This window comes from Prevotella sp. E15-22, from assembly GCF_023204875.1.
Classification (GTDB): Bacteria; Bacteroidota; Bacteroidia; order Bacteroidales; family Bacteroidaceae; genus Prevotella.
The window spans coordinates 2105304-2127200 of the sequence record NZ_CP096247.1 but is presented as its reverse complement, the minus strand read 5'-3'; the positions used below and the strand labels follow the sequence as shown (position 1 = coordinate 2127200).

Sequence of the window (21897 nt, the reverse complement as noted above, 5' to 3'; positions counted from 1 at the left end):
TTTTGTTTCTCTTGAGAAAACGTGTTTTTCTGGTCAACACTTTTTAAATATGTAAACCACTGATATATAGGTAGTTGAAAAATTGTAAAATGCTCTTCTGTGTGCCAATAGGAAGTTCTGCATCAAATTTGTTTACCAAAAATTTAGCCTGTTTACCAAAAATCTGATTACATTTTTTGAAACCAATATTATAATGCTGATATGTACCAGATGTACCTTTGCTAGTTATTCTCTTCTATGTGTCAATAGGTAACATTATACCAAATTTGTTGTTAAATAGAGAATGTCTTCCAGAGTCTGAATTATATTATATGAATGCGCACTATTGCGTGTAATCATATAATATAAACTTAATATGGCAACATTAAAAGCTACTGTAAAATCAAAAAGGAAAGATGGTATGTATGTCGTGTACATACGTTTTGCCCACAATCGTAAAGTCTCTTATCTGAGAACCTCATGGATGGTTAACGATAAGGGGCTGAGTCGGAACAAAAAGGATATTCTTGATCCTTACGTTATTCAACAAACCTCTAAATTGATTGATCAATACTACAACACTCTGAATAGGATTGACACACAACACTGGACGATTAAGGAAATTGTGGACTATATTCAGAAAGGTAAGGATGGAATATCGTTCTCAATGTACGCTCGTAAGCATATTGAGAAGATGATAGTTAGAGGACAAGAAAGAACTTCACGTGATTATAAGTGGGCACTTTATAATCTGGAAAAGTTCGCTGGTGGTAACGAAGTGATGTTTTCACAACTAACTTTCTCATTTCTTTCCAGATGGATAGACTCTATTTCCCAGACGGCAAGGTCTAAAAACAAATACCCAATCAACATCAGACAGATTCACAAAGCTGCTATGTTGGAATACAACGATGAAGAAAGAGGTATTCAGTTAATCACAAACCCTTGGCCCAAAATTACAATCCCCAAGGAAGATACACCAAACAAGAGAGCAATAAGCCCCAATATGCTTCGCAGGTTCTTCGCCGTTGTTCCCGACTTCAGTAGATTCACGCATCCGCTCCAGGAACTTGGACAGGATATTGCGCTGATAAGCTTCTGTATGTGTGGCATCAACAGCATTGATTTGTTCTATGCGAAAAAGATCCAGTATCACAATGGCATTTTCCACTATAACAGAAGAAAAACAAGTAAATCCCGTTCCGATAATGCATACTTTGAGATAAGGGTGCCACAATTTATAAAGCCCACATTCGAGAAGTACTTGTCCAAAAACATAGAATCTCCCTGGCTGTTTGACTTTCAAGACCGTCTAAGCACATCAGACTCATTCAATGCCAATGTAAATGCAGGCATCAGCCAAATCTGTAAGAAAGTCTCGCCAGACTTCCATGCCAGCCTGTATTCCTTCCGCCATTCGTGGGCAACGATAGCACAGAATGGTTGCGGTGCGTCGCTTGGCGACATTGACTTTGCCCTCAATCACTCTACCTACAAGATGGCAAGAGTATATACGAAGATTGATTACTCACCGGCATGGGAATTGAATGAGAAAGTTATTGATTATATTTTCTTCAGTAATAAGGAACCGGATAACAATGAAGACTCAACAAAGTCTTTTGAGAGAATGTCGAAGTATAATATCATCAGAGGTGAAGTATTCATCAGTGGTGATTGTGTATCCATAATCGAAGACTCTGGATTTACAAATGTTGAACAGGTAATTACACAACTCCTTTCGGCCTTCCCTGAGGATGTCGAACGTCCAATCAAGGTACAGATAAGGATTACTAATATGGACAAGAAGCAGACTCAATTGTATCAGAGAATATTGCAGTAAGAAAGAGCTGCGAGTGTCGGCCTATACGGACTACTGAGGAACTATGAAAATGGTGATAGTGTGTGGCTGATGGTTACAATTTTGATGTACAAAGATAGCAAAATGTCAGGAATTCGACCACTTTTTGTCAATTTGTCGATGGAAATGAACAATAATTGAAAGAAAAAGTGTAACTTTGTAGCGTTTTTTTGAGAATTTAGGCATGAGAAGGATTGAAGTGATAACATTGTTTAACGCGAATTGTTTGGTGATTCCAAATAATTCGTTAACTCACTCACTCACTCACTCTAAGTCACGCGCGATTGAAAAGGCGCGGGCACCCGCGTAAATAATATACGGCTTTCTTTGCATTAATGCAAGGAAGGCCGCTGTGTTATTTATACCCTACGAGACAAATAAATAATCAAAAATAAACAATAACAATGGGAATTAAGAAAAACATTTTCGCGCCCTCGACCACGGGGCGGGGCGCAACGCGACGGGCAGCCATGCTGCTGCTTGTGATGATGCTCACGACTGCAACGGCATGGGCACAAACCACAATTACGCCAACCCCCCCTTCGCAGGATGACGACGGCTATTACCTCATCGGCACTGCTGCAGAGCTCTATGGTTTTGCGGAGCTTGTCAACAATGGCAATGCAACAGCCAACGCCAAACTGACCGCTGACATTGTGGTCAATGAAAACGTGTTGGACGCCAACGGCGAAGCCTACACGGGCGAATTCGTGCAATGGACGCCGATAGGAAATGATTATTTTGAGGGCAAGGTTTATTCCGGCACATTCGATGGGCAGGGACACACCGTCAGCGGACTCTATGTCAGCGGCAGTAGCTGGCGTGTCGGACTTATTGGTGCAGTAAGCGGTTCAGCCGTCGTCAAGAACCTCGGCATTGTGGATTCGTATTTCAGCAGTTCCAACAACTTACTTGGTTCGATAGTAGGTGGAGTCGCTAATAACTCTTCCGTTACTCTCGCCAATGTGTATAGCACAAGTACCGTAAAGGGCGACAACTGGATTGGCGGGCTTGCGGGCGGTGGCGATGGCTCCGTCTCTGTCGTCAATTCCTATTTTGCAGGAAAGACAAGTGCAAATTTCCTATCCGGACAATACGGCTCTCACCACGACGATCTTGTGGCGGGCGATTTTGACAGGTCCACTCTCACTGTGTGCAACGCTTTTGTCCTCGGTACTTCGCAATATGGCACATCGGTTACGGCAGGGCAACTTTCCGACGGCACAGTGGCTGCGGCTCTGCATTATTATCAGGACGCGCTTGCCGACGGCTCGATGTTTGGTCTGAGTGGTGGCAAGACGAATTTCTCCGGCACGATTGACGGCGTGAGCGTTACAACAGCCGACGTTACCCTACACACCTTTGACGGTGATGCAACGGCTTATTCGTCAAAATACATTGTTGGGAATACCACGCCGCTGCCCGTAAACGTAGAGCGTGAGGGTTACACATTCTTTGGCTGGTACGACAATGCCGACCTTGAAGGCGATGCCGTTACAAGCATTTCTTCTTCCGAAACCGGCAACAAGGAGTATTGGGCAAAATTTGAAAGAAGTCACGCTGTGTCGTTTGCCCTTGGTGGCGGCACAATCCGAAGCGGAGAAATCGACCATTACATTGAGGGGGAAACAACGGTACTTCCCACATATGTGACGAAGGTCGGTGCTTCGTTCGAGGGCTGGTACACGACGGAGGACTTCACAGGCAGCCGTTATTACTCCATTCCCTCCACGGCAACCGAGGATATGACGTTTTATGCGAAATGGGGCGAAGAAAAAACGACATTCTATCTTAGGCAGGGCGGCAGTCCTGAGCCTGTGAGCATCCTCTACGAAGGCGAGAGCATTGTCTGGCTCGACGAAACGACGACGGAAAGATATGTTATTTCCGATAACTCTTACAATTATTGGAGTCCTATTCCAGATATCAATGTGCCTTACACCGGCGGAGCATCCACATTCGACCATAACATAAGTGAGATAAGTGTTGCTCAAAGCGGATTCTATGTGTTCACTCTGACGGACATGGGCGGTGAAAGTTGGTTTGTGTCGATATTGAAGTCTATGCTGAACTGCGACGTGGCATCTATACCCACCCAGGTCTATACGGGCTCGGCAATCGAACCTGACGTGACCGTTAAAGATGGAGAAACAACGCTCACTCTTGGCACGGATTACGAGGTGGCTTACAGCAATAACGTCAACGCAGGAACAGCCACAGTCACCATCACCGGCAAGGGCAACTACTCGGGCGAGACCGCAGCGACGTTCACTATCATCCCGAAGGCTGTGACCAATGATGGCATCACTATTGCCGCCATCGCTGACCGGACCTACACTGGATCTGCCATCGAACCAGAAGTAACCGTAACCGATGGAGGAACAACCCTCACGCTTGGAACAGATTACACTATCGGGTATTCTGCCAATGTGAATGTGGGTACTGCCACTGCTACCATTACCGGCAAGGGCAACTACTCGGGCTCAAGAGAGGTTTTATTCACCATCGCTAAAGCTACGCCCACTGTCACAACTCCGACTGCTGTTGAAAACCTTATATATAACGGCTCGGCACAGGCGCTTGTGAATGCAGGCAATACAGACTTTGGAACCTTGCTTTACAGCCTTGACGGCCAGAACTATTCTGATGACATCCCGACAGGAACGGATGCCGGAACCTACACCGTATATTACAAGGTGGAGGGCAGCGATAACTGGAATGCGGTTGCAGCGCAGACAATCGAGGTGACAATCACCTATTTCGATGCTTCGCTGGCTGCCATTGTTGACAATTCCGATGTCATTAGCAACATCATTACTAACTATGACAGTAAAGCCGACGTGACGCTCTCTGATCGCACGCTCTACAAGGACGGTAATTGGAACACGCTGTGCCTGCCATTCTCGTTGAGTGCAGCGCAGATTGCTGCCAATGCGGACTTTGCAGGTGCTACGCTGATGACTATGGACGTGACTGAGAAGAACGGCTTCGATGCAGAAGACGGGACGCTGTATCTGTATTTCAAATCGGCGACGGAGATTGAAGCCGGAGTGCCCTATTTAGTAAAATGGGAAAAGGCGGCGGACTACGAGGGCAATGAGGCGAGCTACGACATCAGCAATCCAGTATTCGAGGGCGTGACCATCAGCAACTCGACGGCTCAGACTATGGATAGTGAAACTACTGGATTGGAAACGGTGCAGATGGTGGGTACGTACTCGCCAGTCAGTGTGACTGCTGATGACAAGAGCATTCTGTTCTTGGGTGACGCAAACACATTGTACTACTCAACAGTTGACCGCCAGATTCGCTCATGTCGTGCCTATTTCTCTGTGCCGTACATCAATGGACACGCTGAAGCTAAGGCACGTGCGTTTGCATTAAGCTTTGACGGTGAAGAAACAACAGGCATTTTTGAAGTCTCTGCAAATTCTAATGAAGTAAAGGATGATGTATGGTATTTGTTGGACGGTGTGCGCCTGAGCGGAAAGCCGACACAACGCGGAATGTATATCAATAAAGGTAAAAAAATACTTGTCAAGTAAGCGATATGAAGAAAGAATATATGAAGCCTTCAATGAAGGTGATAGAACTGCAGCATCTGACACAACTTCTGCAATCAAGTGTGACTGGTCTGAAATCCAGTGGCTGGAGTGATGTTGAAGACGAACTGGACATCAGTGACCAGGGCGGTGGCAGCAGCATTTGGGACAGATAGACGTTCTGTCTAAATCTGAGAAAAAAGTAGCGGCGTTAATTCTATAGCGTCGCTACTTTCATTTGTATATGGGATGTAAGGGTAAAGAGGTTTACCAAATAATAGTTACCTACTTGAACGAAAGTGCAAAGTGAAACACTTTTTTGAACTGTATATCTGCCAATTGAGGCATTAAGTATTCAAACTTTATTGCTAAAATCAAGAAAATCAGGAAAACCTTTGGTTATATCAGATTATTTTAATACTTTTGCATCGTTTTAATGGTATATAAAATGAAGCAGAATGGTTAAAACGAAAGATGTCTTCATATTGGGCAGACCTATACAGCTGCAAGAACGAAGCAAGGCGCAGATGAAAGGTGTCACCATCGGAGACTCGCTATCGTACAAGTTCTACGATGGAGAGTTTCATGGTATGCCATTGCTTTTCGCTGAACCCAAAGGTAAAGTTGCTGCACCTCGCATCTTGTCTGTCACGGCAAGCAATCTTACTTCATTATTCCAGCTTCCTGTAGTCTTTTTGTTGCCTGCATGTCCTGCATACGAACGACAGAGGCTTATTGACAAAGACGTTTATTTCGTCATCTCTGACAAATACGTTCATTTGCCAATGCTTCTGGCCAATGAGCGCATACGCAAAACAAAACAGGCGAAAATTATGACACCGGTAGCCCAATACCTGCTGCTCTATCATCTGCAGATAGAAAGCATAGATGGATTGGCAGCACGAGACATAGAGGATAGGATTCCTTATTCATACGCAAGCATTACACTTGGCATTACTTGCCTTGAAGACTTAGGGCTGTGCCGGAAAGAATCAGAAGGCTCAAAACGAAAGGTCATACACTTCCATAAGAAGGGGAGGGATCTATGGGATCAAGCTCAACCACTCCTGATTAATCCCGTTGAAGAGCGCATCTACTGCGATGAACTATTGACTGAAGACCATTTTGTGATATGTGGCATCAATGCCCTGGCACATTACACAATGCTCAATCCTGATCCCGAAAGGATAATCATGATGACTGCCAAACAAGTTAGAGACTTCATGGTATCAGGTGTCATAGTACGCCCCAATCAGTATGATGGCAACATTCTCATCGAAGCCTGGAAATACCCACCGGTAATTAATAATGGTGAAAAAGCCGAATGGGTGGACAGGTTATCATTGGTCATTTCTCTACGTGAGGATGCAGATCCGCGGGTGGAAGGTGAAGTTGAACGTTTAATAAATGAAACAGCATGGAAGGGTTAGATAAATTCCGTGAAGCTTTTGAAGCCTACTCTGAGAACTACGTCATCATCGGTGGCACGGCTTGTGACATTGCCATGACCGGCACGGCTGTTCGCCCTCGTGCCACGCATGACATCGACATGATAGTCATCGTTGAAAAGATGACAACCGACTTCGCTGAGCATTTCTGGCAATTCGTGCGTGAAGGTGGGTATCGTCCTGAGAGACGCAAACAGGAAGAGGGCGAGACTCCGAAGTACGAACTGTACCGCTTTGTCAATGGCAAACCTGACTATCCCGAAATGATTGAACTGCTGTCACGGCACCCTGACATCCTCGGCGAACCGAAGGGGCTGACCATTGAACCAATTCCCACCAGCGAGGACACATCCAGTCTGAGTGCAATCATCATGGACGATGATTTCTACCACTTCACAATCGAGCACAGCAAACTGACCAATGGACTACGCCATGCAGACTCTGCTGCGCTCATAGCTCTGAAGTCACGAGCATACCTCAATCTTCTGCAAGACAAGGCAAACGGAAAGCATGTCAACAGCAAAGACATCAAGAAGCATCGTTCTGATGTGCTGAAGAACGTGGTCATCATAGAAGATAGTCAAATTACTGCTCCAGAACCGATAGTAACTTGCATAAGGGAGTTTGTCTCTTCAATCAAGAAAGAATGGAATACTCTTTCTGAACCACTTTCCAAGGCTCTTGACCAGGATACATCATTCGTCGAAGCCTTGCTGGAACAATTGGACGGATTATTTGCCACAGAACAGCAATGAAGATACAATATGCCTCTGACCTCCATCTAGAGTTTGCCGACAACTGGAGATATCTGAAGGAGAATCCCCTGCAAGTAACAGGGGACGTTCTCGTCCTGGCTGGTGACATTGGCTACTTGGGAGATGAGAACTATAGTAAGCATCCATTCTGGGACTGGGCTTCGGAGAACTACCGTCAGGTGATTGTTTGTATGGGCAATCATGAGTTCTATAAGTTCTACGACATCGCCAAGCTTAACGATGGCTATTGCCTTGAAATACGTCCGAATGTCCACAGCTATTATAATGCTGTCGTACACATAGGGGACATTGACTTCATCATAACAACATTGTGGGCCAAGATTCCTCTGAAGGAGTCATATTATACTGAACAAGTGGTAAGCGACTTCCGACGTATCATCTTCAATGGCGAACTTCTGACGTTTGCGGACTTCAATGGCGAACACGAAAGGTGCTTGGCATTCCTGAAGGATGCCATTTCAAACAGTAGAGCCAGAAGAAAGATTGTTGTAACCCACCACGTGCCATCCTTCCAGATGCAATGTCCCAAGTTTGCCGATAGCCAAGCCAACGGAGCCTTTACGGTTGAACTGGAAGACTATATCAAGGATAGTGGTATCGATTACTGGATATATGGACACTCTCACTACAATGTGGATGTCAAGATCGGCAATACCAAGTGTGTGTCTAATCAATTGGGATATGTCTTTCATGGTGAGCATGAGTTTTTCAACCCAGGCAAAAGTCTCGAAGTGTAAACACATATCATCATTCCTAATCTGTAATGACGATGTCGGTCATAAAAAGATGAAGAAAGGTTATCTTTCCAAATCTCAAAAGGAAACTCGTGAATTTGCAAAATTTCTGCAAATCTGTGAGTTTTCTTTCTAAATCACGGAAGATAACTTTTTACGAGCATCAAGTTAATGTCGTCTGTGACTTCAAAAGTTTTTCTCAGTTAAAAGAGAAGAGGATTAGAAGGGGAGGGCATAAGAAGGTTCATTCTCTTTTAAAAGAAAAACGTGAATTTTGGGAAACACGAGGAAGTCCCGTTTCGCTAAGTTTAGGTTTACGTTTACCCATGTATATATACATGCACCTCTAAACTTAAAGATTAAACCTACAATCATCTGCTTCAGGTTTACTATACCTTATTATATATATAAGCATATTTAAACTTAAACCTAAACTTATGGCATTGAATTCCATCCATTTTTCTTTTAATCGAAACAAAAATTTGGTCACAGAATGTCGTTTCCACCTTAATTTATATTAAAATCATACACGTTCTGCAAGAAAAACGTGCAGAATGAACGTAAAGTCAGAATAAATCATTAACTTTGCAAACATAGTTTGCAGAGCGTGCTTTGGGGATTATTTCCCTTACTGAGTATGTGATGCAACTACAGTGAAAATGGTCAGTCAAGATGTTGACCAGATTGTTGACCAAATATAAAAGTAACTCTAAAGATTAAGATAGGATTAGATGATGACAGAATTAATTACGTAAGTGACAATTTTTGCAGAAGAATACGAGTCAGAAACGTGCAGAACGTGCAGAACGTGTATGATTTGCATTCGGAATGTTGACCAGTCCTTTCGTAAGTCATTGATAATCAGCTCCCGTTAGCCGCCGCCCAGGCAGCCGTAGAGGAATAAGTTAATTCTCTGACAATAAGCGAAGGGATCTGTCCGTTTGGGCAGGTCCCTTTTTTTAGTATCTCATTTGAGAGGATTTCTAAGTACAATCTTATCAGAGGCGAGGCATTCATCAGTGGTGAATGTGTTTCTATAATCGAGGACTCAGGATTTACAAATGTTGAACAGGTAATAACGAGACTACTTTCATCTTTGTCTGACGAGCTAGAACGTCCATCCAAGGTTCAGATAAAGATTACAAATCTTGATAAGAAGCAAACGCAGTTATATCAGAGGCTAATTCAGTGATAGACACATAAACGTTGGTACGATTGACCTCACGGAAACCCAGAAATCCTCAAATTTGGAATTTGAGTTGTATTAGATGAAGAAACATGCTAAGTATGTTCCCCGCATTATCCTATCTTTCGGAACTCCTGCGGGGTCTGGCCGATCTGCTTTTTGAACAGGCGGGAGAAGTACTGGGGGTACTCGAAGCCGAGGGCGTAGGCTATCTGGCTGACGGTGTCGGTGGTCGTGGTGAGGCGGTGGCGGGCCTGAGCGATGAGGTGCTGCTGGATGAGCTGCTGCGGACTATTGCCCGTCTGGGCTTTTACGAGGTCGCCGAAGTAGTTGGCCGAGAGGTTCAGCGCGTCTGCGAAGTAGCGCACGGTGGGCACTCCCTGACGTGCGGCTAGGCCTCGGGCAAAATAGTCGTCGAGCAGGACGGTGAAGCGCTGCATGAGCTGGCTGTCGACGGGTTCGCGGGTGATGAATTGGCGGTCGTAGAAGCGCACGCAGTAGTTCAGAATCAGGGCGACGTTCTGCGCTATCAGCTGGCGGGTGTGGCGGTCGATGCCGCGTTCCAACTCTGTTTCGATGTTGCCGAGGATGTCGTGCAGCTGCTGGCGCTCACGCTCCGATACGTGCAGGGCCTCGTTGACTGAATAGCCGAAGAAGGTGTAGGGCGACATCGATAATCCCTGCATCAGTGCCGGCGAGAAGATGAGCATCACGCCCTGGTAGCTCTGTTCGAGCGTGCCCAGCTCAACGTCGTGGTCGGGGGCGAAGAAGAGCAGCGTGCCGTTGTCGTAGTCGTACTCGTTGCGCCCGTAGCGCACGGTGCCGCAGCGTGCATCCTTGTAAACCACGCAGTAGAAGCCAAACGTATAGCGGGTGTTGCCAAACGAGCTGCAATCAGCAAGGTCGTCGAGATGGATGACCTCAATGAGCGGATGGCGGACATCGTCACGTCCGAGGGCATGCATGAATGCCGACACGGTGGGGAAATGGATTTGTCTTATCTTCATGGCGCAAAGATACAAATTTTTTCGCAGATAATGACTATCATCCTACATTTTCTATCTTCACGGTGTCCAACTCTTGCTGATAAATCACGCCACGCTCCTTCGAGAAGAAATCAATTGTCAGGGCGGCGAGGGCTACAAGAATGAGCGCAAGGGCAGATGCTCGGAGCCAGGGCTTATCGCAGAAGGTGAACACGCAGACAGCGATGACCATCATGACGGCAGAGACGATGATGGTCTGCGGATAGATCTTCATGAAAGCAGCCACGCGAGCCTTCTCGCTCTCCAGAAACTTCTCAGGCGACTCCTGGTATTGTTCCACGAACTGCTTGCTCCGCTGATGATTATTATAGGCTAATGCAGCTCCTCCTCCGATAAAGATTACCGCCACCACCGTCAATGGCAGAATGATGGCGCGAGCCGACTCCGACGAGCCCCAACGCCATGCCACAAGGGCCAGCAGGAGGCATACCACGCCTCCTGCAACCATTGCCAGATCCTCCTGAATTTCGCCAGTCAACCATTTGTTGGTATAGTCAATCAGTTCCATATTATCTACAATTATAACCGCCGTCAACGTTGAGGATGGTACCTGTCAGGAATTTGTTGTCGGGACTAGCCAGATAATAGATAGCCAGGGCAATGTCCTGCACCTCGCCCATGCGATTCATCGGATGGATGGCAGCAATGCCCTTCTCATCATAAGCCCCAGCCTCGATAGCGTGCTTCAGGATGTCGGTCTTGATGGCTCCGGGAGCAACGGCGTTGATGCGGATACCTTGCTGGGCGTAGTCGATGGCAGCAGCCTTGGTCAGTCCCACCACGGCGTGCTTAGTTGCGCAATATTGTGCGGTGTAAATCAGTCCGTTGAGTCCTGCGATAGATGCCAGATTGACAATCGTGCCACCGCCCGTCTTCAGCATGGCGCGGATGGCATACTTCATGCCGTAATAAACGCCCAGGACGTTGGTGTCCAGCTGCTGCTTGAACTCGTCCGTCTCGGTGTCAGCCAGCGGTGCGGCACCCAGCGAGATGCCAGAGTTGTTGACAATGCTGTCCAGCTTGCCGAACTTGGCCACCGTCTGCTCGATGACCTGAGCCACCTGCTCCTCGTTCGTCACATCCAACTGGAAGAAGGTCATATCCAACCCCTCGTTCTTGGCTTCCTCGACGAATGCCTGACCCTTCTTTTCACTTCTACTTGTAATAACCACATTCCAACCGTTCTTTGCAAACTGGTAAGCCGTAGCCTTACCGATACCTGTTGTACCACCCGTAATGATAATTGTTCTCTTCATAACCGCAATTTTTTTAAGTTATTAATACTGTTATTTATTCTCGGCTGCGAAGGTACGACGATTTCACCGAACCATCGCTAAACAAATTACTGAAAGGTGTATACAAATTACTGATGGGGTGATTTTCCCTATTTTTTTACGCTAAACTTTGCCTTATACTGGCTGGGAGTCATGCCAAGAACGCGCTTCACGTAGCGGGTGAAGTAATTGGTGGTGTTGAAATCCAGCTGATAGGCTACATCCGTAATCGATAGGTCTTCGCGCTTCAGCAGGCGGGCAATTTCTTCGGCAGTGAAGTGCTCGATGAAGGTTATGGTACCAAGTACAAACCGAATAGTGGAGATTTTGAGTCATATAATCGGATTACCTTGGGTAGATGAAGGCACAATAGTTACCATTGCAACCTAATTTCATCGTCTCACGAAAGTAGAAATGGGAGATTTAAGAGATCAGTTTTTTCAGTTAAAAGGAAAGTGGAATGAGAAGGGGAGAGAATAAATCGGTTCATCTTCAGTAAAAAGAAAAATGTGATTTTTGGGGAAACATCAAGTCGTTTCATTCTGCAAAGTTTAGGTTTACGTTTACCCATGTATATATACATGCCTCTCTAAACTTAAACATTAAACCTTCAATCTTCTGATTTGGGTTTACTACAACTTATTATATATATAAGAACATCTAAACTTAAACCTAAACTTATGGCATTGAATTCCATCCATTTTTCTTTTAATCGAAACAAGAAATTGGTAAATGGATGTGGTTATTGCCTTAATTTATATTAAAAACAGACACGTTCTGCAAGAAAAACGTGCAAAACAAACGTAATGTCATGAGAAATTATTAATTTTGCAAGCAAAATTTGCAGAACGTGCTGAAAAGTCGTAATGCAATCTGTGTTCTAACAATAGTGTTTAACAATTAAAATATCGAAAAGTAGTCGAAGTGGCAAAAATGGTCGGATATTTTGAGGAAATCGGGTGCAGAATGTGCAGTACATGCTCATAATGTTTCCCAAATGTTTCCCCAATTTGCCGTAACGTGCTGATAATCAGCTCTCGTTAGCCGCCGCGCAGGCTGCCGTAGAATGTGAATAAATTTCTTATTTTTGAGATACTTAAAAACGCAAGTGCTTGATAACAAAGTACTTGCGTTTTTTTTTGCGTCTCCCCCAAAGCGTGTTTTTTCTGGAAACATTTTTAAAATTACAAATGACTGATATACAATTAATTATATTTTTGAGAAATGCCATTCCGTGTGCCAATAGGTAGTTCTGCTTCAAATTTGTTTACCAAAAAACGAGCCTGTTTACCAAAAATTTGAGTGCGGTTATTGCGGCTGATTTTTTTGCTTTATATGCATAATGTACATACCATTGTGCAAACACTTTTCCGTGTGTCAATAGGTCGGTCTATAGTAAAATTTACCTAGATTTGAGCGAGCCTTATGAAACCTGAATTATATTATATGAATGCGCACTATTGCGTATAATCATATAATATACATTTGATATGGCAACATTAAAAGCTACTGTAAAATCAAAAAGGAAAGATGGTATGTATGTCGTGTACATACGTTTTGCCCACAATCGTAAAGTCTCTTATCTGAGAACATCATGGATGGTTAACGATAAGGGGCTGAGTCGGAACAAAAAGGATATTCTTGACCCTTTCGTTATTCAACAAACCTCAAAATTGATTGATCAGTACTACAACACTCTGAATAGGATTGACACACAAGACTGGACGGTCAAGGAAATTGTGGACTATATTCAGGTAAGAAAGTCCGGAACTTTCCGTAGGTGTCGGCAGTAAGTTCGGCTTCATTGCATCAATGGCATACTTCGCCGAGTCTATCATCAGGTGGTTGACAAATCCCATAGTCTGTAGGGCAGCATCATTCCCCGACAAGATTCCCTTGTCGTCCTGCTCTGTCTGCGCATTGGCTTGTAATGCACAGACCATGAGCACTAAGAATAACACCTCACGTCTTTTCACTCTTATTCTTTTTTATGTAACGGATAAGAGGGAAAAGTATTGCAAATGTTATGGCATAAATGACAAGTTTCATCCAATTCTGAATGTCACCACTCAACATCCACACTGCTACGCATATAATCAAACAGATAAATGCAAAGTGCACGAAATTTAATATAGTTCCCCAATGTTTCATAAATGTCATTTCTAATATTACTAACCTATGTCTTCCCATCTCATCTCATATCCCGCAATTAAAATTTATGCCTAATGAACGGACGAACTCTGCCACTTGATTTGATAGTCATATAGTTGTGGTAATCCATCAGATAAGTTAACTGTAGATTTCACATGAAAGACCATTTGCTGCTCGTCAAGCAAGTAGCCTATCTGCTCTTTAATCTCGTCAGATTCTATGCTTAATAGCAAGTTGTACGGTTCGAAACCAAAGAAACCAGTAGAGAAGAGCGGCATGAGGTCGAATAAGATGTCTCTGGGGTCGCTGCCTGGCATTGTGCCAACCAATTCAGAATAGCAATAGTTCCATATCATCGTCTTCTTTTGCTGTGGAATGGTGCAGGTTCGTCTCGTGATGTTCCCGTCCTGCCATTCCAGCGTGTATAGTTCCGTGTACCAAGGCGTTTCATTTATTTTGTCCTGATAAATATAATTGAAGTTGTCGTTCCTTATGGAGATGAGTTGTCCCTGCTCGTTGTAGTGGAACTTGAAAAAGAATCGGTTCGCTTGCACATGTCTTGATGACGGTCTATGACCAGCCAAGCTGTCTACCCTTCCATTGGCAAGAAAGAGAGTGTCGTAATGGCAGAAATCGCGTGTATAGTTGGAATCGTGCTCACCGTTTGGTAGTTGGGCGAACTCCCGGAACGTGACGTAAATGCAATCATTGTCGTAGAGGTAATCGGCTTGCTGCTTCACAAGGAACAACCCGGAATCAACTCGTTCTGCAAAGGCGACCCTTCCCTCTGAGTCGTAGGAAAATGCGAGGTGCTCGTTACCGCCGTCCATTGAGAGTAGTTTTCCTGTATTGAGGTACGTGTGAGGATGGTCAGGGGTCACAGTGATTTCGTCATTGTTGGAACAGGCAGCCAGCAGTGACGTTACGAAGATAATGACAAGAGAATATTTCATCGTTCCTTTTTTAATTAAAAACGCGTGTTGCACAACATTTATTATTCCAAAGGTCATTTGTAGACACTTCAATTTAGACTTTTTTATAACCACCACATTTCTTATGTCTTCGGTACTCCTTCACGCTTTCAAGTTGTGCCGATGCAGTAATTGGAAATACAAGAGCTAGTAGGAAGGTGATGATGGTTTTCTTCATATCTTGGCTATTCCTTGTTATAGCTCAAATCTGTACCCAACGGTCAACTGAACGACCCTGTTGTGAATCTTGACTGCATCAATTTTTGTAGCGTTCGTCAGGCCGAGGTTATAGCGGACATCTATCCGTATGGCACCTATCGTGTACGACAGGCCAATAGGGATGCTGAGGTCAAAGGTCTTGAACCAGGTGTCATCGCTCGATGTCACAGTCCAGTTGCCATGTTCATCAAGCATTTCCTCATGGATGTGCTTCTTCAGTGCAAAGCCTGGCTGTAAGCCCAAGTGAAAGGCAAAGTCGGGAGTGATGTAGAAGTTTGCCGTCAAGGGGATATTAAGGTAATGCAGCGTGGATGAAGAGTTATGGAATTGTGAATTGTCTTTCATCTTCGTTCCCTGGTTGGAATAAAGGAGTCCACCCGACAGGCTGAACCTTTCGCGCAGCTGATACTCTAATTCTGCACCAGCCACAAGCCCAGCCTTGCTGGTGTATTCCATTTTCTCCCCGTCAATGCCGACATAGATGTCCGGATCTGTCAACTTGGCGATGTTGATACCAACTTTTGGCGTCAGTGTCCAACTACCTACTTCTCGTTGTGCATTGCCAATCAACGGCATTGCAAGCATTGCTAATATGATAACGTTTCTCTTCATTATATTTTAAGTTATATCCATAAATATAAACGGAAAACCTACTGCTTTTATTGTACTGCAAGGATAGTAGTAGCACCCCTGACCTCCCATGTCATCTCATTTCATATTCTGCTATGAGCATAATGTTCTTCCCGTTATGCGTGATGGGATAGAAGAAACGGTAGCGGGTGGCTGGCGTGGGACTTTATCAGGAGGATGGCAAACCCGCACAGATTCTGCGTCGGGGCGATGTGCTGCAGATTCCCGCAGGGGTACGCCACTGGCATGGTGCCACAAAAGACAATTGGTTTTCGCAGGTGGTAATCTACGATTCGACTTGGAAACTCACAGAGGCATCTGATGACAGCGACAATTCTGTTTCGGACGAGTACTACAATGGATTGGATATGGTGGAGTATGCACATCAGCGGGCTATTGACAGTCTGATGTTCACTGCCCCAGACACGACAATGACGCTGCCGACTTTCAACGGTCCGATTCGTCTGGCGAATACTTTGGATGCTCAAAACGTAGCGGGTGCTCCAGGTCTTCACTATGTCGTGTTTGAGCCGGGTGTCATCAATGCCTGGCCTCGCTCTGCGCCACCGGCAACCAGGAGCGCTTCCTCACCGACGACACCGGCAACCGTCGCTGGCTCTGTTTCCGCGTGAACAACATCGACAACCCCCGCGCCTGGGACCTCGACTACGAGCAGCTCTATGCCCAGTTGCGCGACGAGTATTACGACGGCTTCAGCTACTGGTTCAACAAGCATGAAGAAGAGCGCATGAAGCAGCAGAACGAGTATTTCCGCATTGTGTCCGACGAAGAACAGCTGATCCGCTGTCGCTTCCGCCAGCCCAAGCCCGGCGAGCCCTTCAAGCGCCTCAACGCAGCCACCATCGCCCAGATGATCTCCTACGGTCGTCAGCCCATCACCTCGCGTCGCGTCTCCCTGGTCATGAAAGCCATCGGTTTCCACTCCGAGCGCAACAGCAAGGGCTGCTACTACAAGCTCTTCGAGATGGACACCAACGAGTCGCAGCGCGTCATCTCCGACATGCTCTCCGCCTCCGACCAGTGTAACGAATGTAGCGAAGAATTAGACCTTCCCTTCTAAGAAATATATTCACCTCCATCCAAATGCATTTCCATAACGCAATTTCCCATTTCTCATTACACTCATTACACAAATGTATTTATACATTTGAAAGAATCAGTTTAATCCGAACCATCCGTGGTCAATTAATAAACGAACACGGATCTAACAGATGAAACGGATAAACTGAAAATAATAATCCGTACAATCCGAGTAATCCGTGTTCAAAAATAAAAAGAAAAATGAAAGCAATGTACAAAAGTGAGCTAGCCAAGCTAGCCGGGGTCTCCCCCCCGCACCTTCCGCCGTTACCTCGCCACCCGTCGTCCCATCCTCACGGCCATGGGCGTCAGTCCCTTCGCCCGTAAACTTCCCCCTCCCGCCGTCCACTACATCTCTGAGGACTACTGCATCGACATCCCCGATAACACAGCGACTCTATCTAACAAAACGACCACGGATCTATCGGATTTAACGGATTACCCACCGCGCCAGCCGATAAAAACGATTCATCGCGGACCTGTGAGTCCCTTTCCAAGGGACGGCGCAAGCAGGGATGTAGGAAAGAATATCGCGTGTCCTGTGAGTCCCTTTCCAAGGGATGGCGAGAGCAGGGATGTAGGAAAGAATATCGCGTGTCCCGCGATACCAAAAAGGCACGGGAGTCGTCGGTCGTCCGCGACTCCCGTTTGCATCCTTCCCTTGGGGGAAGGCCTTGGATGGGGGAATGCTTCTTTGCTACTTTCTTCGCGCCGAAGAAACGTAGAAGAAAATATTAATAAATAATTTAAAGATTTAGGTTTGTAAAGCGGACAGAAAGGGACAAGACCCTTTCCAAATGTAGTACCTTTGCAAACGAAATCAAGCCCCACAAGGGACTCAGGTTTCGCCCCATCGAGATAATTCGAACGCCTCGTTCAGATAACTCGAACGAACGATCGAGATAACCCCTTAGGGGGTATCGAGATAACCCGAACAAATTGTTCGAATAATCTCAACGCCCCGTTGAGATAACCCGAACAAGTCAAAGAGACTATCCGGATAATAAAAAAATAATATGTTTAACTAAAAAATCCTTTTTAAAAATGAAACTATCCCCTTCATCCTGGAAGCAGCTGCTCCAGATCATCGCCACCATCATCACCACCATCGCCGGCACCCTCTGCGTGCAGTCCTGTGCCCTGAATTGGCATTAGCCAATTCCCCTTTCTGTGATTTTTTAGACCGCCACCGCGATAAAATTTTTCAAATTATTTTTTTGTAGCTATGCCACCCCATCTTTGAAAACAAAAAAGGGCCTTCGCACATCCTTGTACGAAAGCCCTTTACGCTTCACACGATATCCTTTAGATTGGATAAAATCTTGAGACACTGACATGTCCCCCCGGTCCGTTATCTTCTCATATTACTTCAAATTCTTGGTGAAAAACTCTGCCAGCTTATCCCACGGAATCATGTTCTTGGGTTGACCCTGACCTGCCTTTTCCTCGTAGCCGCCATCGTAGAGGTCGCAGTGAGAGGCATCTGGTATGATGAGCAGTTGTTTGTTCTCGGGGTTGGGATTTGGCTCGCCAACAAACTTATAACCATCGGCTTTGCCATCCACCATATAGTGATAAGCAGCCTCGCCAAAGTAGCGTGAATGGGCATCTGCACCATGCATCACGAGAACAGCAGAGCGGATCTCGTTGATGTAGTAGAGGAAACGGCTGTTGGCGTAGGCCTGTGTACCGATGACGCGCCAGCCGTCGTTAGAGTTGCCGGAGCGCTTGTGGTAGCCGCGTGGGGTCTTGTAATAGTCGTAGTAGTCGTGCACGAAGTTAGGCGCTTGTGGGGGAACGGTGTCCAGCACACCTCCAGCCATCGCGTTGGGGTCGGTGAGGCGTTGCTTTGAAAGGTTTTCGCGGTTCCTATGACGCCACTGCTCGTTGTCGAAAGCATCGTTATAGTCGTTGCCACTGACACGAGTCATATCATACATCGTAGAGGCTACGGTAGCCTTGATGCGAGTATCGGTAGCGGCAGCATTCAGTGCGATGCCACCCCAACCGCAGATACCGATAATGCCAATACGTTCGGCATCCACATTGTCCTGCTTCGACAGGAAATCGACAGCAGCCATAAAGTCCTCGGTATTGATGTCGGGCGAAGCTGTACGACGCGGTTCACCGCTGCTCTCACCCGTATATGAAGGGTCGAAAGCGAGTGCTACGAAACCACGCTCTGCCATTTTCATGGCGTAGAGTCCACTACACTGTTCTTTCACTGCTCCGAAAGGACCAGAGACGGCAATGGCAGGCAACTTTTCACTTTTAACTTTTAACTTTTCACTCGCCGCAGGCGTATAGAGGTCTGCTGCTAGTGTTAGGCCATACTGTGTTTTAAACGTCACCTTCTTGTGGTTCACCTTCTCGCTCAGCGGAAACACCTTGTCCCACTCCTGCGTCAATTCTAACTTCTGTTCCATATCGTTATTAGTATTTTGTTTGTTGTTACATGCTACGAGGATACTGCATATCAGTATCGTGGCGAAAAAAGACCTTTTCATTTTTCTCTACTTTCTATGTTATACCTTTTCTCCTAATTCAAATGCCTCTTGGAGTTTGGGATTACCCATTATCTCACGAGCTTCGTTCACGCCTCCACAGAATAGTGTGCCAGCCATGCGTGACTTAGGATAGCAATCCACCCATCCTTTCAGGCCTGCTTCTGCTCTCGTCGAAGTATCGTCCTCGTCTTCTGCTGCCGTTGACAGCATATAGACATCGCGGAACTGATAATCCTGTTCGTACATACCGTTCATGCGGTCTATGAGGGTCTTCATCTGACCGCTCATCTCATAATAGTAAATAGGTGTAGCCCAACATACTACATCGGCCTCCAGTACCTTTGCCATGATGTCGTTCACATCGTCGTTGATGACACAGCGGCCCAGCTTTTGGCAACCGAAGCAGCCTTTGCAAAACTGTATATTCTTACCTACAAGAGAAATCTTCTCTACTTTGTTTCCGGCAGCCTTTGCTCCTTCAACGAACTTGTCTGCTAACATGTCGCTGTTTGAGCCGTGACGCAGACTTGTGGAAATAACTATAACTTTTTTCATTGTTTTCTAATTATCTTTTTACCGTTTTGAATTATGATTCCTTTATGTCCAGCCTGAGCTAATGTGCCTTGTAGAGTATAGCATTTTTTATCTTTTAACTTTTCACACTTAACTGTATTGATGCCTGTGGACAGTGCAAGCGACAGGGTAACACTGATGTTGCTTTCGCCTGCTTTGAGGAATGTGCGAAGCTCATTTTCTGACAGTCCGTCGATATGTCCTAAACGAGTATAGCTCCAAGAGTTTGACTCGTAGAAGATGCATATGTTGCTGCCGTTATAAAGAACGATGTCTCCAGGTAGGGTTGTCATCTGCTCGTTTTTCGTTGTCAGCGATTTGCCTAAAGAACCCCATATCTCAAAATCGTTGTCGTTGAGAGTCACTGTTATGGGTGCGTTCTGAAGTGCAGCAACCAACTCGCGTGTGGCATCATTGTCCACAAGTGTCGCGCTTTGCGTTTGTCCATCGATAGTAATATAAATTTTATTCATAGTAGGTGTTTCTGCTTTCGCTTCATTGTCTGCAGAACAGCTGCAGAACAGCATGGCGGCTAAAAATAATAAATACTTATGCATCGTTATCTCTGCTTTTTGAATATCAGTTTCATTGTTTCTGGGTCGAGTGGCTTCATGGTAGGCAGTCTGAGGTCTTTCACCATGTGGAGTGTACCCTGCTTGTACTTCTGGAAGTGGTCGGTCTTGAGATGCTGCTGATAGGATTCATCGGAGGCATAGATTTCGAGGATGCGAATCTGGCATGAGTCTTCGGCACTCTGCATGGGATACAGGCAGATGACACCAGGCTCGCGCTCTATACTCAGGCGACCCACCTCGTTAGCAAAGGCGAGATATTCCTTCATATACTGCGGATAGACCTCAATCTCAGCAATGCGGGCAATCAGAGACCCTCCTCTTTGCCCCTCCCTTGTATGGAGGGGAGTAGATAGTGATTGGGTGAGACTTTTCGCATTCTTCCACAGAATCATCTCCTTGAATGGTGCCAGGTCGGGCTCTTTCGAGAGATAGTCTTTCATCCTTGCCAGACTCTGCGTGAGCACCTGTGGGGCCACGTAGGGATAGTCGGAACCATAGAGCAGGTGGTCGGGCGTGGTGATGGTGAGCAGCATGTGGATGACCTCTGGAGAGTGTGTCCCCGCAAGGTCGTAATAGAGGGTGCGGAGGTTGGCCTCGTAGTCAATCTCACCTACCATTTTGTTGGTCTGCATCACGGGTGTCAGCGACTTCATGCGTGGGATGGCAAGTGGCAGATAGGCACCGCAATGGGGCACTATTACCTTTATATTATTATAGCGGGCCAACACGTTGCGACTGATCATGTTCGATACGGCACGGGTAGTCTCTGAGAGATATTCCTGCATAGCCAGCGGTGTCTGTTGCATCACCTGCTTATTGACCGGTTCTGGGCGATGGGGATGCAGAATCACCACAGCCTTGCGCTCGTTCAAGACTGAGAAAAGCGTGTCGAGTTCGGGTGCACCCAGATACTGTCCGTTTACGTTTGTTGCCAGTTTAATGCCGTCAGCCTTCAATACATCAAGTGCATATTTCACCTCCTCAATGGCTTTCGAGACATCGGGTAGGGGTAGGGCAGCACAGAACAGGAATCGTCCAGGGTGCTCCTTCTTGATGCGAGCGGCAGCCTCATTGGTCTGTCTCACCACCTCTGCAGACGAAGGTTGTGGAGCCGCCAATGTCAATACCGATGTCTCCACACCAGCCTCGTCCATCCATCTGAGATGATTCTTCACATTGTACTTTGGCAAGGGGAATCCCTCGTCCATCAGTCGTCCCTCGTTTTCAAGAGTCGACATAAACTCAGGAGTGATGAGGTGTGAGTGCACATCAATCACGCCCTGAGCGAAACCGTTTGCTGCTATCATAAGACTTAGCAATAATGCTT

20 protein-coding genes are annotated in these 21897 nt (G+C 45.9%); 9 read left to right on the top strand and 11 right to left on the bottom strand.

The window, feature by feature from the left end; translation table 11 throughout:
* Positions 1-355 precede the first annotated feature (355 nt).
* The 6 genes from M1D30_RS08720 (at position 356) to M1D30_RS08695 (ending at position 8340) form a co-directional block, all read left to right on the top strand.
* Positions 356-1819, top strand: a complete 1464-nt coding sequence (locus M1D30_RS08720) for a phage integrase SAM-like domain-containing protein (RefSeq protein ID WP_248503049.1) — start codon at positions 356-358, stop codon at positions 1817-1819.
* Positions 1820-2241: 422 nt separating this feature from the next.
* Positions 2242-5382 carry an InlB B-repeat-containing protein gene (locus M1D30_RS08715; protein WP_248503047.1) on the top strand — a complete coding sequence of 1047 codons (3141 nt, stop codon included), beginning with the start codon at positions 2242-2244 and terminating at the stop codon, positions 5380-5382.
* A 5-nt stretch (positions 5383-5387) separates the two neighbouring features.
* Positions 5388-5555, top strand: a complete 168-nt coding sequence (locus M1D30_RS08710) for a hypothetical protein (RefSeq protein ID WP_248503044.1) — start codon at positions 5388-5390, stop codon at positions 5553-5555.
* A gap of 282 nt (positions 5556-5837) precedes the next feature.
* Positions 5838-6809, top strand: coding sequence for a hypothetical protein (locus M1D30_RS08705; RefSeq protein ID WP_248503041.1), 972 nt, complete (start codon positions 5838-5840; stop codon positions 6807-6809).
* Positions 6797-7582 carry a hypothetical protein gene (locus tag M1D30_RS08700; protein WP_237795333.1) on the top strand — a complete coding sequence of 262 codons (786 nt, stop codon included), beginning with the start codon at positions 6797-6799 and terminating at the stop codon, positions 7580-7582. Before M1D30_RS08705 ends, M1D30_RS08700 begins: the two co-directional genes overlap by 13 nt.
* A complete protein-coding gene (locus M1D30_RS08695) occupies positions 7579-8340 on the top strand; it encodes a metallophosphoesterase (protein WP_248503038.1) in 762 nt (253 codons plus the stop codon). The genes M1D30_RS08700 and M1D30_RS08695 overlap by 4 nt, the downstream gene beginning before the upstream one ends.
* A 1296-nt stretch (positions 8341-9636) precedes the next feature.
* On the opposite strand, the gene M1D30_RS08690 is transcribed toward M1D30_RS08695, so the two are convergent.
* From M1D30_RS08690 to M1D30_RS08665, 7 genes are all read right to left on the bottom strand, one after another.
* On the bottom strand, positions 9637-10530 hold the full coding sequence (locus M1D30_RS08690) for an AraC family transcriptional regulator (protein WP_248503036.1): 894 nt from the start codon (positions 10528-10530) through the stop codon (positions 9637-9639).
* A gap of 37 nt (positions 10531-10567) precedes the next feature.
* Positions 10568-11077, bottom strand: coding sequence for a hypothetical protein (locus tag M1D30_RS08685; RefSeq protein ID WP_248503034.1), 510 nt, complete (start codon positions 11075-11077; stop codon positions 10568-10570).
* Position 11078: 1 nt separating this feature from the next.
* Positions 11079-11825, bottom strand: coding sequence for an SDR family NAD(P)-dependent oxidoreductase (locus M1D30_RS08680; RefSeq protein ID WP_223928262.1), 747 nt, complete (start codon positions 11823-11825; stop codon positions 11079-11081).
* Between the two features lie 128 nt (positions 11826-11953).
* The gene (locus M1D30_RS13810) at positions 11954-12130 is read right to left on the bottom strand and encodes a helix-turn-helix domain-containing protein (RefSeq protein WP_371874188.1); all 177 of its coding nucleotides are present in this window, start codon (positions 12128-12130) and stop codon (positions 11954-11956) included.
* Positions 12131-13510: 1380 nt separating this feature from the next.
* Entirely contained in the window at positions 13511-13786 is a 276-nt protein-coding gene (locus M1D30_RS08675; RefSeq protein WP_248503031.1) for a hypothetical protein, read from the bottom strand.
* Between the two features lie 279 nt (positions 13787-14065).
* Positions 14066-14947 carry a hypothetical protein gene (locus M1D30_RS08670; RefSeq protein ID WP_248503030.1) on the bottom strand — a complete coding sequence of 294 codons (882 nt, stop codon included), beginning with the start codon at positions 14945-14947 and terminating at the stop codon, positions 14066-14068.
* 213 nt (positions 14948-15160) lie between these two features.
* The gene (locus M1D30_RS08665; protein WP_248503027.1) at positions 15161-15796 is read right to left on the bottom strand and encodes a porin family protein; all 636 of its coding nucleotides are present in this window, start codon (positions 15794-15796) and stop codon (positions 15161-15163) included.
* 167 nt (positions 15797-15963) lie between these two features.
* On the opposite strand from M1D30_RS08665, the gene M1D30_RS08660 reads away from it, so the two are divergent.
* The 3 genes from M1D30_RS08660 to M1D30_RS13805 all read left to right on the top strand — a co-directional run bounded on the left by M1D30_RS08660 (position 15964) and on the right by M1D30_RS13805 (position 18070).
* Complete coding sequence (locus tag M1D30_RS08660) at positions 15964-16446, top strand: hypothetical protein (protein ID WP_248503025.1); 483 nt, start codon at positions 15964-15966, stop codon at positions 16444-16446.
* Positions 16362-16895 (top strand): VapE domain-containing protein, encoded by a 534-nt coding sequence (locus tag M1D30_RS08655; protein WP_248507792.1) that lies wholly within the window; start codon positions 16362-16364, stop codon positions 16893-16895. Before M1D30_RS08660 ends, M1D30_RS08655 begins: the two co-directional genes overlap by 85 nt.
* A 1064-nt stretch (positions 16896-17959) precedes the next feature.
* Positions 17960-18070 (top strand): smalltalk protein, encoded by a 111-nt coding sequence (locus M1D30_RS13805; RefSeq protein WP_371874059.1) that lies wholly within the window; start codon positions 17960-17962, stop codon positions 18068-18070.
* Between the two features lie 209 nt (positions 18071-18279).
* Here the strand turns inward: M1D30_RS13805 and M1D30_RS08650 are convergent, their stop codons facing one another.
* From M1D30_RS08650 to M1D30_RS08635, 4 genes are read right to left on the bottom strand one after another with little or no spacing between them, the layout of a single operon-like run.
* Positions 18280-19422 (bottom strand): alpha/beta hydrolase, encoded by a 1143-nt coding sequence (locus M1D30_RS08650; RefSeq protein WP_371874058.1) that lies wholly within the window; start codon positions 19420-19422, stop codon positions 18280-18282.
* An 18-nt stretch (positions 19423-19440) separates the two neighbouring features.
* The gene (locus tag M1D30_RS08645) at positions 19441-19977 is read right to left on the bottom strand and encodes a flavodoxin family protein (RefSeq protein ID WP_028911694.1); all 537 of its coding nucleotides are present in this window, start codon (positions 19975-19977) and stop codon (positions 19441-19443) included.
* Entirely contained in the window at positions 19974-20552 is a 579-nt protein-coding gene (locus M1D30_RS08640; protein ID WP_248503020.1) for a cyclophilin-like fold protein, read from the bottom strand. Before M1D30_RS08640 ends, M1D30_RS08645 begins: the two co-directional genes overlap by 4 nt.
* A gap of 2 nt (positions 20553-20554) precedes the next feature.
* The gene (locus M1D30_RS08635) at positions 20555-21877 is read right to left on the bottom strand and encodes an amidohydrolase family protein (protein ID WP_248503018.1); all 1323 of its coding nucleotides are present in this window, start codon (positions 21875-21877) and stop codon (positions 20555-20557) included.
* Positions 21878-21897 lie beyond the last annotated feature (20 nt).